This is a genomic window from Phormidesmis sp. 146-33 (assembly GCF_052939515.1).
Genome location: NZ_JBJPHU010000154.1, coordinates 1 through 13900 on the forward strand (window position 1 = coordinate 1; position 13900 = coordinate 13900).

The window sequence follows — 13900 nt, forward strand, 5'->3', positions numbered from 1 at the left end:
GGATTCAATCAGCTTCACAAAATGCCAGCCTCTTCGAGGAATGCAGTTCGTTTAATGCCGAACTAGTCAACCGAGAAACCTTGAACCGTCTGGTCTTCGCCTGAAGGGTCAGCTTCGCTGCAATTGATCTGTGAGAGTTTCGCGGCTTCACGCCACCAAGCGAGCAGCATCGCTTCTTCCCATTTATCCTGAACATCTGCGGCGCTCAGTCGGGGAAGTGTGCCGGAGCGCATTCCTTCGGGACGGAACACCGCGGACTATGGGCAATACCCAACTCGTCAGGTTGGATGTGTAGAAAGCCTGCTTCTTCAAGTCCACCTTGCAGGGCGAACAGGCACTCGCGCTCAATCTCTGGAGCAGTGAGAAAGGTATGGGCAATGCCGTGAATTCCGAGCAATTTTCATGAGGCGCTGGAAGCAAACAACGATTTTTCTCTACAGTTCTTACGTACAGTGCTTTGGGGAATTTTATGGAGTCAGGCATGAAGTGTTAAGAACGCGATCGTCGTTGCTTTACCGAATCAGCGCTGGCGATCAACCAGTCGCTTTTCAGCCACTTTTTCACGCACTTGGCTTTGAAAACTCGCAACTAATTCTTTGACTTCCTCTAGCGACAGCACTTGACCAAGTTGCTCAGATATCAACTCAGTTAGCTTTGCGTTATCGATCTGGGTCAGCACTAACTCTAGAACTTGATCAAAATCACTGCCCCAATCTGAACCCGCACTGATATCACAGTTTACTTCTTCCTCAAACTGCGCCATTTGTCGGGCTTCTGCTTCGGTCACTGTAAATTTCATTCACGTCTCCTGCTGCGATTTATTCGGCTTGTTCCTCGGTTTCTGTGTCGATCTCAATGCCCATCGCTTCGAGCAACGAAGGACGACGGCGATACCACTCAAAATACGTTAAGTCTCCGCGCTCTGCATCCGTACCCCCATCGAGCATCCCCATTTTCCGATAGAACGGCTCTGACCTGGGTAGCGAATGTAAGCCGACCAGTCCGCCATAGCCTAACTCCTCGCTGCGATATTGAGCAAATTTGAACAAAATTCGCCCCACCGCACGAAATCCATTGGGATCCGGGTTTGTGATTCGATTCCAGGGCGCAGTTGCCAGCGCGTGAATGTATACGATCGTTCGACTCGGTTCGACTTGCGATCGATAGCCTTCGCTCTGGAGAATCATCATGCCCGTGCTTCCAATCACCTTCGTTTGTCCACTGATGTTTCAAGCTGGCAGACTGCCCAATATACTCAATTTTTCTACCCAGCCTCAAGTAATAAATGCTGGGTCCTTTTGGTAGTTTATGACGCTCATACATCGAGATGGATGGGTAGAAGAAGACGCGCAAGAAATTAAGCATTGCCTACCCTTTTCTCAGGTTAGTTGATTGAGTTGGTTCCCAGGGAAGTGAAGATTTAGGAATGACGTTGAAGAAGGTTCCAAACGTCCAACCTGCTAAAAAGCTCAACAGCATGATTTTGATGGATGAGTTGCGGGTTCCGTACATCGTGATCATTTCTCCTAACAGTAATCGACAAGCGTTTCTTAACATGATTGGGCACTGCCTACTTGACCGACATGAGGAAATGCCCACTTTTTGCCTACTTTTGAAAGCATTACGTGCTGGAAGTTCTGAGAAAGCGTTGGGCGATCGCCCAACCCTGCCAAACTCTTTGCCTAAACTTAAAGACACTACAAACTGGCTTTGAAATTATGTTCACAGCTTCCACACTTCATGTAGTTACTGTTACCGTCTTTGGTCTTTCCTTTGTTTCTCAAGTTGTTTGAACCGCATTCAGGACACTCTAAAGGAGATTGCTTAGAGTTTGTTTTAGCTTCAAGGTGAGCAGCGATCTCGGCTGATTTTTCAGTCAGCTTTGACCAATCACAAGGAATTGAATCCGCATTCGGAAGCTCAAAAAAGTAAGCTTTGCCCTGGGTCACAATTAAGCCCGTTCGGTACTCATTCCAACCGTCTAAACCCAATTCTTCATTTTGACGATCACAATAGTCTTTGAGCTTTTCGTACTCTTTTCTCAATGCCTCAGACTTGGATTCTAGTGTGAGTGTTTTGTCGATCGCGGTGTAGATAGCAGTGCCGAAATAAATGGCATTGAAGTTGTCCATATCTGCCCATTCCAGCCCCTTTTTTCCCACACTGGGAGATTGCCCTGTCACGATCGCTCTCATGCCGTTGTGCCGCATTCCTTTGGCGCAATTCAATAACAATTTATTCACGGTGCTGTCGCGATTTGCCAGAAGGTCAATTTCATCGAAAACGTCGAGCGATTTTGGTTGGGCAATGCCGTTTTCTACTCGACGATCGAACTCTGCAACAAAGGCTTTTACAGCTTTATGGCTTTCGGCTATTCCTTTGGAGGCTTTGGGGATGCTCCAGCGATCCTCTGCGGAATCGTCCATTGGGTCATGCAGCCGCGTAAAGGTGGAAACTGCCTGGTTTGCCTCGATTGCCAGCAGTAGGTTGACGAAAATTCCTTTGCCTTCGCCAGTTGACCCCATCACTCGCGTCATTGGCTTCTTGAGCAGTTTTGGCACTTTTGCCGCAAATTGTTCTGCGGGAATCCAGAGTTTCTCGATCGTTGCTTTCGAGTCGGTTTTAGTAGGTTTGCGGAACACCATCGCTGTTTTGACTCGATGCGGGTTGAGGCGATCGTATTCAAATTTCAGATCCTTAATACAGCCGCATAGCACAGAAAACTCATTGCCCTGGTGGTTCAGCCCATCGATGAAGGCTTGCCCCCGGCTTTTACGATCGCGCAAGTTTAGATACACATCGAAGCCTGTTTGATCGCTGTAGGGCACGATTTCAGACGCATCTAGACAGATCCCTAGACTCTCCTTCCCACAAAGCTTTGATCAGTCGGTTGGCTCGATCATATTCCCCGATCGCGTCAAAGTATTGCGGTTGAAGCAAGACATTGAGATGCCCGGATAGCCGCATCAACTCTTGGTCGCGAGTGTCCAAAACCGTTTGAAACGCGGTGGGCAGTTCCTTTGACACAGCTTCATTCAATTCGGTGAATTCGCGAACGTACTCGTCATTGAGCGCCAGGTGTTCCGACCGTAGCGAGTTGTACAAAGTCGCCACTTCAGCATGTTTTTTCAGTACGTCGCCGTACTCGAATTTAACCGCTTCCAACTTTTGTTGTGTCTCATAGAATTCTTGTTGGGTACGAAGTTTCGCTACTTCGTCCGCGTTCGTGAACTGAGCTTTGAATTGAATATTTTCTAGATTCAGTTCGTTCACTCTAGCGTTCAACGCATCGACTTCTTGAGCGTTAGCTAGAATCATCTGGTCGAACTTTTGCGCCCATTGGCTCTTGATTCCTTCCAGGCTGGTAATCTGTCCTTGCAGGCGGTCTGCTTCGAGTTTCACCGATTCACGCTCTCCCGTCACGATCGTTAATCGTTCGGTTGCGTCTTCTAGTCGAGTTTTGAGTTGGTTTAAGCCAGATTGGAATGAGATGAGTTGAGCTTCCTGAGCCGCGTTTTGGTTGATCGTCGCCTGCAAAGCAGCTCTCGCTTCAGTTATTCGCAAGGTCGGTGGCACCAGTTCTGGTCAAAGATCAATGAATGTGGTTTCAGCTTGGCAGAATTAACACATTAAATTTCGGTCACACCCTCTTTGAACGTCGCTTTGGCGGCTTCGCTCAACATTGACTACGGCGGCTCTAGACGGGCGGCTTGAGGCATCATGCAGAGGAACTCCTTTGGCTTTCCTCTAGAATGCCTGGGATTCTATTTATTGGCAAGTCCCTAATCTTTCTCATCATTTTCTTAATTTTCGCTGCTATGGTCTGAAGCATAACTTTTTCGGTGTCCTGCAATGCGTGAAACAACAAGTAGATTAAATCGCTTCGATCGACAACTATGGCGGAAGTTTTGGAAGCTTGCAAAGCCTTACTGGTTCTCAGAGCAAAAATGGAAAGCGAGAAGGTTGCTTTTGACTTTAATTGTTTTCGCAGTGCTGGTAAACGGAATTAATGTTAGCATTAGCTTCATTTTCAGAAACATTGATACTTCACTAGCAGGTTTCCCAGATACTAGAGATAGTGGTACGTTTTGGCGATCGATCTCCCTTTATGGCGGACTTTTGGTCATTGCTACGCCGATCGTTGTTCTGTTTGATTTCATTCGGGAGCGGCTAGGTCTACACTGGCGTGAATGGCTTACCAATCGTTTCCTTGCAAAGTACTTGGACAATCGCGCTTACTATCAAATCAATTCAAACTCTGCCATTGATAACCCGGATCAACGCATTGCTGATGATATTCGGGCTTTCTCCCGAACCAGCTTAACTTTTCTGCTGATCATTTTGTCTGCGAGCATCACTCTAATTTCATTTACAGGTGTATTGCTCTCGATATCAGTCACACTATCGTTAACGTTAATTGCTTATGCGATCGTTGGGACAATCATCACAGCCTGGATCGGACAGCGGCTCGTTGGCATTAATTTTAATCAACTGAAACAAGAAGCGGATTTTCGCTATGGTCTAGTTCACGTTCGGGACAATGCTGAAGCGATCGCATTCTACCAAGGAGAGACAGTAGAACTCACCCAACTTCAACGCCGATTTGGGGATGCTTTGCGGAATTTTGATCTGTTGATTCGCTGGGAACGCAACTTAGGATATTTTACGAATAGCTATAACTTTTTAGTTCGAGCATTGCCCTATATCGTTGTTGCACCGATTTATTTTGCAGGGCAGACCGATTTTGGAGCCATTACGCAAGCCGCGATCGCGTTCGATCAGATTTTCCGGGCACTCTCGATCGTGGTGAGCCAATTTGAAAACTTGACTGCATTTGCAGCAGGCATAAACCGTTTGAGTAGTTTTGCAGAAGCGATCGAATCCACTACGCTGGAAACAGAGAAATCGACAACGATCACAACGATTGAAGCAGAAGAACTATCGCTTGATCGTGTCACACTCCTGACACCAAACTATCAGCGAACTCTAGTTAAGAATCTATCATTGCAGATCAATCTGGGTGAGAGTTTAGCGATCGTCGGGCATAGTGGGACTGGTAAGAGTTCGTTACTTAGAGCGATCGCCGGGTTATGGAGTGCAGGTCTAGGTCAGATCAATCGTCCCGTTTTGGGTGAAATGTTATTTTTGCCGCAACGCCCTTACATGGTGCTGGGATCACTCAGAGAGCAACTCCTGTATCCTCACCGCGAGCCTTTGGAGCTTGGCAAAGCCAATCGCAAGGTTGACGATGCAACACTCTCTCAAGTTTTAGAACAAGTGAATCTGGCGGAACTTCTCGATCGAGTGGGCGGTTTTGATGTTGAACTAGATTGGGCAAATACGCTCTCATTAGGAGAACAACAACGGCTTGCTTTTGCTCGACTGTTACTCGCTCAACCCCGCTATGTGATTTTAGATGAATCAACGAGTGCTTTAGACCTAGAGAACGAAGAGCAGTTGTATCAACAGCTTCAGAAAATGAAGATTACCTTTATCAGTGTGGGACATCGGGTTAGCCTGCTGCAATATCATCATTACGTTTTAAAACTAGAGGGCAATACACACTGGAAGTTGTCGCCGACTCAGAACTATGATGCAGCACAAGTACATTAGCTTGATTTGCTATGAGACAGCCTGATCTCAATTATCTAGCGATTGCCTTTCTTATCATCGGTAGTTTCTATCTACTGGTGAGCGGCATAATTATGGATACACAGGGAGTGCATCGATTCGCGTTTCATGGGCAGGTTGGCTACGCTTGGGTTGCAGTAGCAGTATTGCATCTTTTGTTGAGTTGGAACCGAGTTAAAGCATACTGGGGGCATCATTTCCGGCATCATTCGCAGCACCGTTCATCGGCTCATCCAGTTCATCAGTCCACACCAGCTACAGGACGGCGAAATTTATTTACAGCAGTGGTCTCAATCGCAGCAGGCTTCATTGTTGGACGACTACTTCCTCAAGGGACGCAAACCCCGGAGCATCAAGATATGGGGATTCTTTACCATGAGTGGAGTAAACCTGGGTATAAACAAGCCTTGGGAGCGCTCTTTAACTGGGGCGAACAGCCTCCACGCTACAAAACCTACCCGGACGCAGAACAAGTTGAACTCCCGAAGCCGCAAAATGTTGACAAAGTGAGTTTGGAAACTGCGATTACGACTCGTCGATCGAGGCGCGACTATACCAATGCTGCGTTATCTTTACCGAACCTATCGCAAGTTCTCCATCTCGCTCAAGGAATTACTGATCAAAATCGTGAGCTTCGGGCAGTTCCATCTGCGGGTGCATTGTATCCCTTGGAGATTTATGTTTTTGTTCATCAAGTAGAACAATTACCCTCAGGAATCTATCACTATGCAATTCAAAATCATCGATTAGAGCGATTGAAGGAAGGAGATTTTCGGGCGGCGATCTTGACCGCAGGACTAGGACAAGATTTTTTAGCGCAAGCAAATGTTTGCTTTGTCATTTCTGCTATTTTTCAGCGAACACGGTGGAAATATCACGAACGCACTTACCGCTATGTTCTGATGGAAGCAGGGCATCTAGGACAAAACTTGTATCTAGCAGCAACAGCATTAGGGTTGGGAGCTTGCGCGATCGGAGCCTTTCTAGATAACTCCCTCAATGAATTACTAGAGCTTGACGGGCAGCAGGAAGCGGCGCTCTACATTGTTACGATCGGACAAGTGGAAAATTAGCCGGCCTTCTCATGGTTTTCTTAATCTTTCCTTCTAACTTGGAGATATGGACAAGAAATACAACGACCTCCAAAACTGAGGAATTAACATCATGAACGCTAACCAAAAAATTGCAGGTGCTATTGGGGCTGGAGTTTTCATCGTTGCGGGAGCTTTGTGGTTCAAGCCTAAAGAGGCACAAGCATCCCCTCACAACATGGCTCCTTCTGTCAGCCTAGTTCAAGCCGTTGAAACCGTTCTAGCCGCGAATCCGGGAACTGCTGCCGTTGATGCAACCTTGGAGCGCGAGAACGATCTACTAGCTTGGGAAGTCGAACTCGATAATGATTTGGAAGTGTATGTAAATGCTGCTACAAACCAAATTGTTAAGACCGAGCAGAATTGGGATTTTGCTGACATTCCATTTCTAGGGGAGTGGATGCCAAACTAATGCAAACAACAGTGCAGGATGCTTTTATAGCAGATTGGCAAAATTACCTTAGTGAGCTAGGGCTAGTTATTTCTTGGGATACCCGTTCCGAAATCAAAGTGGAGACAACTATGCAAGCTGAACTCGCACCAGAAGTGATTACTCAAGAGACGAAGATCGAGGCAACGCTATTTACCGTTTGGAAACGCTTGGTGAGAGACTATGGCGATCGCATTGCACTTCGAGATCCGCATCGTCAGCCCATTGTTGAGATGACCTATCGCCAAGTGTTTGATCAAGTGCTCAATTTTGCGGGTGGATTGCAGGCGTTAGGCGTTGCACCCGGCGATCGAGTTGCGATTATCGCAGAAAACTCGCCGCGCTGGTTGATTGCGGATTTGGGATCTTTGTTTGCAAACGCTGTAAATGTTCCTCGGAGTGCGATCGCACCTTTGCCAGAACTAGAGTACATTTTGCGTCATAGTGGTAGCACAACCGTGATTTTGCAGGACTTAAAGACGTGGAAACAACTCCAGTCTATTTTGGTTGATCTCGAAATTGAGCGGGTGATTCTGCTGTCGGATGAGGTTCAAAAGGGTTGCTTTGGCTTTAATGATTTGCTCACATTAGGGCGGGGTCAGTATGTAATGCGAGGGTTTCAGCGATCGCAGCTTGCCACGATTATGTATACTTCAGGCACAACGGGCAATCCCAAAGGCGCAATGCTGACTCACGGGAATCTGATGCATCAAATCGAGAATTTTGATGTTGCAGTTCAACCCAACCCTGGAGAACGGGTGCTTTCGATTCTTCCAACCTGGCATTGTTATGAGCGTGCTTGTGAGTACTTTTTACTATCGTGGGGCTGCATGATTGTTTACAGCGATCGACGACACCTCAAACAAGATTTGAAAACCGAGCAACCTCATTATCTAGCCGCAGTTCCTCGAATTTGGGAATTGCTCTACGAAGCAATCCATCAGCAGTTTCAGCAGAAAAGCCGAATGACACAAGCGATGGTCAAAATATTTTTACACTTAAGTGAACGCCACATTGTTCAGCAAAGGATTGCGACTCGTCAATCGATCGTTCATCTGGACAATGGTTTCAAAAACAAGAAACTTCCGAAGTTGCAGCGCCGAATTTTATCGATTTCGCATCGCTTAGGCGATCGACTTGTGTATCGTAAAGTTCGTGCTGCTATTGCCCCTCAGCTTAAATGCACAATCACGGGTGGAGCCACACTTCCCACGTATCTTGATAACTTCTACGAGATTCTTGGAATCGAGATTCTCAATGGATATGGTTTGACCGAAACCTCACCAGTGTTAACGGTTCGTCGTATGAGCCGAAATGTGCGGGGAACAGTGGGTCATCCTTTACCTAGAACAGAAATTGAGATTGTTGATCCAGACACTCATAAGCCTTTGGGGATGGGAGAACCCGGATTAGTCATAGCACGAGGTCCACAAGTCATGCACGGCTATTATGAGAATCCAGAAGCAACAGCCCAAGTGCTTTCTAGTGATGGCTGGTTCAATACCGGGGATTTAGGTTGGTTAACACCTGATGGTGATCTCGTCATTACTGGACGACTAAAAGATACGATCGTGCTGTCTAATGGCGAGAACGTCGAGCCAGAACCTTTAGAAAATTGCTATCGACAAAGTGCTTACATTAGTCAGATTGTGTTGATTGGGCAGGATCGAAAGCGATTAACTGCACTGATCTATCCAAACTTTGACGCGATCGCAGCTTGGGCAACGACTCAGAAGTTGTCCTTAGTTCCAAAGAATGGATTGATCCACTATCCTCAAGTTCGCGATCTGATTAAAACAGAACTGCAACAGTTTGCAAGTCCGCGATCGCTTTATTCGATCACAGATTTTCGCTTTGTACCTGAGCCATTTTCTCCGGATAATGGCTTAACAACGCAAACTTTAAAAATCCGTCGTGCCAAGGTTGAGCAACACTATGCTGATTTGATCGCTGGAATGTACGACTAACCCAAAAGTTTTGCTCCTCCATTACCTTGTTACTGTTCCTTGTGCCTCTCCTCAGTTTCCTTCAAGTGTGGAACTAAGGAAGGGGTGCTGGGGAACAACTTCTTACACAATTTTCTTCTAGTAACGCCCTTGATTGAAGTAATGTCTTATGGCAACGAACACTGTGCAGCCCCCTTTGGAGTTCCTGTCTCCTGAGTTTAAGCCTTGGGTTTTCTCGATCGTGCAACAGATTCTTCCGTCCTGGTTACTCCATCAAAACGGAATCAGCGAAATTCAAACCCAAAACATCGAACATCTCGCCGCGCTTTATGAGCAATTTCAACTTGGCAAGATTCGGTTACTGATTGCCTTTCGTCATCCAACTTGTGATGATCCCCCTTGCCTGTTGCACTTAATCAACCGTGTCTTACCTAAAATCGCACTACAGTACAACATCCGATTGCGATCGCCTGTTCATGTGCATTTTTTGTATGATCGTGGTATTCCACTCTGGGCCGGATCGATTGCAGGATGGCTATTCTCGCGCTTAGGCTCGACTCCAATTCAACGCGGTAAACTTGATTTGGCTGGGCTACGATCGGCGCGTCAACTTGCGATCGAGGGACAGTTTCCGCTAGCAATTGCTCCAGAAGGAGCCGTGAACGGGCAAAATGAACGCTTAAGTCCCTTAGAGCCAGGAATTGCCCGTCTTGGCTTCTGGACTGTCGAAGAATTGCAAAAGGCAGGACGTTCCGAACAAGTCTTGATAGTTCCGGTAGGGATTCAATATCGCTATATTCGGACACCAAAGGCTGCACTTGTTCGATTGTTTGACCAGCTAGAAGTCGATAGTGGATTATCCAAACTTGATCAACCGCATCCCGAAATTAGTCAAGATAGTGAAGAATGGTTTTACTATCGTTTGAATCGCTTGAGTCATCACTTACTGCAACAGATGGAAGACTTTTACAATCATTTCTATCATCAGAATTTACCCCAAACGGGAACAATCAGCGATCGCTTACAAGTGCTTCTAGATGTTGCCTTGGGTGTTGCAGAACGATACTTCGGGATAGCTCCAGAGGGAGATTTTATCGATCGACGACATCGGATTGAGCAAGCAGCTTGGACACGAATCTATCGCAGTGATTTACCACAGCTAAACAAGCTATCTTCAGTAGAGCGGGGACTCGCCGACCAAATTGCCGCTGAAGCGAGTTCGTATCTATGGCATATGCACTGGACTGAGAGTTTTCTCAACCTTACAGAACAATATGTTGCAGAGAAACCGAGTCTCGATCGCATCGCTGAAATCGCTCTCTTGCTCTGGGAGTGCGTCACACGGATGAAACGGGGCAACCCAGCAAAGCGTCCTCGGCTTGGGTTACGACGAGTGAAATTTACGGTTGGAGAAGCGATCTCAGTATCAGACCGATGGGAAAGCGATCGCGCTAATCGCTCTGCCGCGATCGTAGACCTCACCGAAACGCTACAAACTGCTCTCGAAACTATGATCACAGAACCCATTCCTGAACCGATCAAAGTTCCTTTAGCTGTGAATGAAACTATCTCGGCATCACAAACTTGAATTAAACTATGAAGCTGAAACGATGCTTAACAATTGCTGTCAGTCTTTTGTTGCCGATTCCAATCTTACTGACGATCGGATCACTGATTCCTAGAACATGGGGTTCTCAAGTTCGCCTCGGTTGTCAATACAAAGTATGTGTGACTCGAACGGATATTCACACTAACCTTATTATTCCAGTTCAAACCGATGCTTTTAACTGGCGAACATACTTACCTGAACCGCTTACCCGTTCTCAGTACATTGGGTTTGGGTGGGGAGAGCGCAATTGGTACATGAATCCTCCGACTCGACTAGAAGACATTATCCCTAGAGGATTTCGAGCGCTGTTCTTCCCAAATCTGGCGGCATTGCGAGTTCAGGCTCACGATCGCTTACCCAATCACGATGAGGTGAAATGTGTGGGAGTGGAGCGATCGCACTATCTAGCCTTGATGCAATTTGTCAAACAGTCGTTTCAAAGAACTGAACAAGGTAAGTTAATTCAACTCTCTGATCCTGCCTCTGGAACAGCATTCTATGAAGCAACAGGACGATATTCTATTGTCCGCAATAGCAATCATTGGACAGCAGAGGGACTGAAAACTGCGGATATCAATACGCCGCTCTGGGCAGGCTTTTCTCCAGCAGTGATGTATCATCTCAAAACCACCTGTTAAGTTTAAGGAAATCTCCTGCATGAATTGCTCTACTAGGCGCTTATGCAGGAGATTAGACTGGGGTGTGTTTCAAAACCTGCTCGTCTGAGCACTATTCCACTGATCTAACACTGAGTTTGCACGATCGCTGTGTCAGTATTGCTCAAACTTTAGAATTGTCTATGTTCCAAGCACCCTTGGCTCTTGAGAGCGCTTGAAACATTAGACCTGCTATTGATTAGCGTTGTAGAATCGATTTCGCAAGTAGATCGCCGTTGCATTCATGCACAACAAGATCGCCATCAGCACAACGATCGCAGCAGCAGCATTAGTGTGAAATTCAGGCTGGGGACGAGACACCCAATTGAAGGTCTGAATGGGCAAAGCCGTAAATGGAGTGCGTAAGCCTTCGATCGATAAGGGTGGCAAGAACGCGATGAAGGTCAATGCTCCGATCGTAATCAATGATGCGGTCTCTCCGATCGCTCGTGAGATAGCCAGAATTGTGCCTGTGAGAATGCCTGGAAGTGCCTGTGGCAGAACCAATCCCCAAAGCACCTGCCAGTGAGTAATTCCCAAAGCAAAGCCAGCCTCACGCAAACTACTCGGAACAGCCCGAAGTGACTCACGCGTTGCTACGATGATCACTGGTAAAACTAGCAGAGATAGAGTCAGCCCACCAGAAAGAACGGTTCTTCCGCCTGTAATCGGTTGCAGCACCCGCACAAATAGCTGTAAGCCGAGTAGACCATAGATAATCGAAGGAACGCCTGCTAGATTACTGATATTGATTTCCAGGATGTTAGTCAGCCAAGAACGATCGGCAAACTCCTCTAAAAAAATTCCGGCTCCCACTCCAACGGGAAACCCGATCGCAATCACCAGCCCAAGCAACCACAAGCTGCCAACTAGAGCCGAAAGAATGCCTGCATCAGCCGGACGGCGGGAAGGAAAACTTGTTAGAAACGCCCAATTGAGGCGAGGAATTCCATCGACTGCAACATCAATCAGCAGACTTGCCAACACAACCAAAGCGATAAAAATCGCCGCCCAAGTCGAGATCGCGAACAACCAATCTAGACCATACCGCATCGATCGCGATGCCGTAAACAAAGGCGAGCTGTTAGAGTTCAATGATTTGAAATTGATCAGAGTCATTCGTAAATCTCCCGAAATCGACGCACAAACCAGAAGCTAAAAACATTGAGCGCTAGAGTCATCAGAAAAAGAGTAGTTCCCACAGCGAAAATTGTTTTATACGCTAGTGAAGTAACCGGGGTATCTCCTAAACTGACTTGGGCGATAAAAGCAGTCATTGTTGCAATGGGAACGCGAGGATCAAGCGTGAGTCTGGGATTTTGTCCAGCTGCGATCGTGACAATCATAGTTTCGCCAATAGCGCGTGAAACAGCAAGAATGCAAGCAGAGACAATTCCAGAGAGTCAACAGCGATTTAACCCAGTACTCCATAGAAGGAGAGTTGAACGATCGCAACTTGTGGCGGCAGGCAAGCGAGTAGGTCATCTGGGGCAGCTTCTAAACCGACCGATTGATGAATGATTCCCTCTACACGCCACAGAAAGCGATCGACTTGCAGCAACTCATTGACTACAGGCAACCGCGTCAAGCCAAATTTCATTGACTGAGGAAAGTTTTGAGCGATTTGAGTCTGAATGGACAAGTAGAGCGGATTATTCTCCTGACCTGGCAGGCGTTGATAGAAGGCATAAATTAGCCCTTGTTCGTCATAAACACGTTGCGGCATTGTTCGACTCCTGTAATGTGTTCAAGTTCAGCGGGTTGACATCATCCTTTCGCTCACCCCAAGCGCTGCACCGACCACCCAAAAGGGGAGTAGTCTAAAATTGCAGCGGCAACCAATCACACCATTTATTTAGCCAATTGAGACCCTTCGACCAAAAATCTGGCGATATCCACGTCTCAATCTCGCGACCCAACGATCCAGTTGGTGACTGCTTAATGAAGGAGCCTTCCAATCCTTAAAGAGGGAGCCAATGTTGTAAAGGCTACTGGAAATATTGCGGTGACAACAGTCAAATTTCATCAATTTTTACCTCTTGAAAATATTAGCAAGAAGTAGGAAAGGACTAAGTGCGATCGCATACCAAAAAAGCAAACAACCCCTTAAACAATTAGCCATGACTGCGTTGCCTAGTTTGCGTCCAAGTAGTGAACACAAAACATCTTTTAGTGGTGTGATAATTTGCCGATGAGTCACTGGATTCATTGGAAGTAAATCAAGAAATGGAATCTCATAGCCTCGGCAATTTCTAAAGTCAATTCGCTTGTAGAAAAGGTGTTCAACGTCGTGAGCCTTGAGTAATGGAAAAACCACATCACAACCTAACAAAAGATTAAGAGCAACTTTGCACCTCATCGACTTTTTCCACCTAGGATCGTGAATTAAATAAGGTGTAATTCTACTATCTGTATCTGTAAGATAGAGAGATCGATGAATCACGAGTGAAATGATGCAATCCTACCCTGCCCCAATAGAAGCCCAGATGAAACGATACTATCAATCGTTGTCGGAGAAGGAGAGCTTCGCTGCACGG

Annotated in this window: 13 protein-coding genes; 7 read left to right on the forward strand and 6 right to left on the reverse strand. The window is 46.6% G+C overall.

The window, feature by feature from the left end; all coding sequences use genetic code 11:
• Positions 1 to 520: 520 nt before the first annotated feature.
• Together ACJ2PR_RS32310 and ACJ2PR_RS32315 are read right to left on the reverse strand one after the other, a co-directional pair.
• Positions 521 to 799: a hypothetical protein gene (locus tag ACJ2PR_RS32310; protein WP_446869902.1), complete on the reverse strand. Its 279-nt coding sequence runs from the start codon at positions 797 to 799 to the stop codon at positions 521 to 523.
• A gap of 19 nt (positions 800 to 818) precedes the next feature.
• Entirely contained in the window at positions 819 to 1190 is a 372-nt protein-coding gene (locus ACJ2PR_RS32315; RefSeq protein WP_446869901.1) for a hypothetical protein, read from the reverse strand.
• Positions 1191 to 1426: 236 nt separating this feature from the next.
• On the opposite strand from ACJ2PR_RS32315, the gene ACJ2PR_RS32320 reads away from it, so the two are divergent.
• Complete coding sequence (locus ACJ2PR_RS32320; RefSeq protein WP_446869900.1) at positions 1427 to 1714, forward strand: hypothetical protein; 288 nt, start codon at positions 1427 to 1429, stop codon at positions 1712 to 1714.
• Here the strand turns inward: ACJ2PR_RS32320 and ACJ2PR_RS32325 are convergent.
• The gene (locus ACJ2PR_RS32325) at positions 1698 to 2828 is read right to left on the reverse strand and encodes a hypothetical protein (RefSeq protein ID WP_446880090.1); all 1131 of its coding nucleotides are present in this window, start codon (positions 2826 to 2828) and stop codon (positions 1698 to 1700) included. The genes ACJ2PR_RS32320 and ACJ2PR_RS32325 overlap by 17 nt on opposite strands.
• Positions 2829 to 2832: 4 nt before the next feature.
• Positions 2833 to 3576 carry a hypothetical protein gene (locus ACJ2PR_RS32330; RefSeq protein ID WP_446880091.1) on the reverse strand — a complete coding sequence of 248 codons (744 nt, stop codon included), beginning with the start codon at positions 3574 to 3576 and terminating at the stop codon, positions 2833 to 2835.
• 276 nt (positions 3577 to 3852) lie between these two features.
• On the opposite strand from ACJ2PR_RS32330, the gene ACJ2PR_RS32335 reads away from it, so the two are divergent.
• The 6 genes from ACJ2PR_RS32335 (at position 3853) to ACJ2PR_RS32360 (ending at position 11345) form a co-directional block, all read left to right on the forward strand.
• Positions 3853 to 5613: an ABC transporter ATP-binding protein/permease gene (locus ACJ2PR_RS32335; RefSeq protein ID WP_446880092.1), complete on the forward strand. Its 1761-nt coding sequence runs from the start codon at positions 3853 to 3855 to the stop codon at positions 5611 to 5613.
• An 11-nt stretch (positions 5614 to 5624) separates the two neighbouring features.
• Positions 5625 to 6704: a SagB/ThcOx family dehydrogenase gene (locus tag ACJ2PR_RS32340; RefSeq protein ID WP_446880093.1), complete on the forward strand. Its 1080-nt coding sequence runs from the start codon at positions 5625 to 5627 to the stop codon at positions 6702 to 6704.
• Positions 6705 to 6795: 91 nt separating this feature from the next.
• Positions 6796 to 7134, forward strand: coding sequence for a PepSY domain-containing protein (locus ACJ2PR_RS32345; RefSeq protein WP_446871608.1), 339 nt, complete (start codon positions 6796 to 6798; stop codon positions 7132 to 7134).
• Positions 7135 to 7244: 110 nt separating this feature from the next.
• The gene (locus ACJ2PR_RS32350; protein WP_446871607.1) at positions 7245 to 9119 is read left to right on the forward strand and encodes an AMP-dependent synthetase/ligase; all 1875 of its coding nucleotides are present in this window, start codon (positions 7245 to 7247) and stop codon (positions 9117 to 9119) included.
• A gap of 148 nt (positions 9120 to 9267) precedes the next feature.
• A complete protein-coding gene (locus ACJ2PR_RS32355) occupies positions 9268 to 10686 on the forward strand; it encodes a 1-acyl-sn-glycerol-3-phosphate acyltransferase (protein ID WP_446871606.1) in 1419 nt (472 codons plus the stop codon).
• An 8-nt stretch (positions 10687 to 10694) separates the two neighbouring features.
• Positions 10695 to 11345: a DUF2459 domain-containing protein gene (locus ACJ2PR_RS32360; protein WP_446880094.1), complete on the forward strand. Its 651-nt coding sequence runs from the start codon at positions 10695 to 10697 to the stop codon at positions 11343 to 11345.
• Positions 11346 to 11555: 210 nt separating this feature from the next.
• Here ACJ2PR_RS32360 and pstA read toward each other — a convergent pair whose 3' ends face one another.
• Both pstA and ACJ2PR_RS32370 read right to left on the reverse strand, forming a co-directional pair.
• Positions 11556 to 12458, reverse strand: a complete 903-nt coding sequence (gene pstA / locus ACJ2PR_RS32365) for a phosphate ABC transporter permease PstA (protein WP_446880095.1) — start codon at positions 12456 to 12458, stop codon at positions 11556 to 11558.
• A 319-nt stretch (positions 12459 to 12777) separates the two neighbouring features.
• Positions 12778 to 13089, reverse strand: coding sequence for a hypothetical protein (locus ACJ2PR_RS32370; protein WP_446871603.1), 312 nt, complete (start codon positions 13087 to 13089; stop codon positions 12778 to 12780).
• Between the last annotated feature and the right edge of the window lie 811 nt (positions 13090 to 13900).

Excerpts from the sequence above, each read along its gene's own strand:
- ACJ2PR_RS32340 (WP_446880093.1), top strand. The coding sequence starts at position 5,625 with ATGAGACAGCCTGATCTCAATTATCTAGCGATTGCCTTTCTTATCATC.
- ACJ2PR_RS32335 (WP_446880092.1), top strand. The coding sequence starts at position 3,853 with ATGCGTGAAACAACAAGTAGATTAAATCGCTTCGATCGACAACTATGG.
- ACJ2PR_RS32320 (WP_446869900.1), top strand. The coding sequence starts at position 1,427 with ATGACGTTGAAGAAGGTTCCAAACGTCCAACCTGCTAAAAAGCTCAAC.
- ACJ2PR_RS32355 (WP_446871606.1), top strand. The coding sequence starts at position 9,268 with ATGGCAACGAACACTGTGCAGCCCCCTTTGGAGTTCCTGTCTCCTGAG.
- ACJ2PR_RS32370 (WP_446871603.1), bottom strand. The coding sequence starts at position 13,089 with ATGCCGCAACGTGTTTATGACGAACAAGGGCTAATTTATGCCTTCTAT.
- ACJ2PR_RS32310 (WP_446869902.1), bottom strand. The coding sequence starts at position 799 with ATGAAATTTACAGTGACCGAAGCAGAAGCCCGACAAATGGCGCAGTTT.
- ACJ2PR_RS32315 (WP_446869901.1), bottom strand. The coding sequence starts at position 1,190 with ATGATGATTCTCCAGAGCGAAGGCTATCGATCGCAAGTCGAACCGAGT.
- ACJ2PR_RS32360 (WP_446880094.1), top strand. The coding sequence starts at position 10,695 with ATGAAGCTGAAACGATGCTTAACAATTGCTGTCAGTCTTTTGTTGCCG.
- ACJ2PR_RS32345 (WP_446871608.1), top strand. The coding sequence starts at position 6,796 with ATGAACGCTAACCAAAAAATTGCAGGTGCTATTGGGGCTGGAGTTTTC.
- ACJ2PR_RS32350 (WP_446871607.1), top strand. The coding sequence starts at position 7,245 with ATGCAAGCTGAACTCGCACCAGAAGTGATTACTCAAGAGACGAAGATC.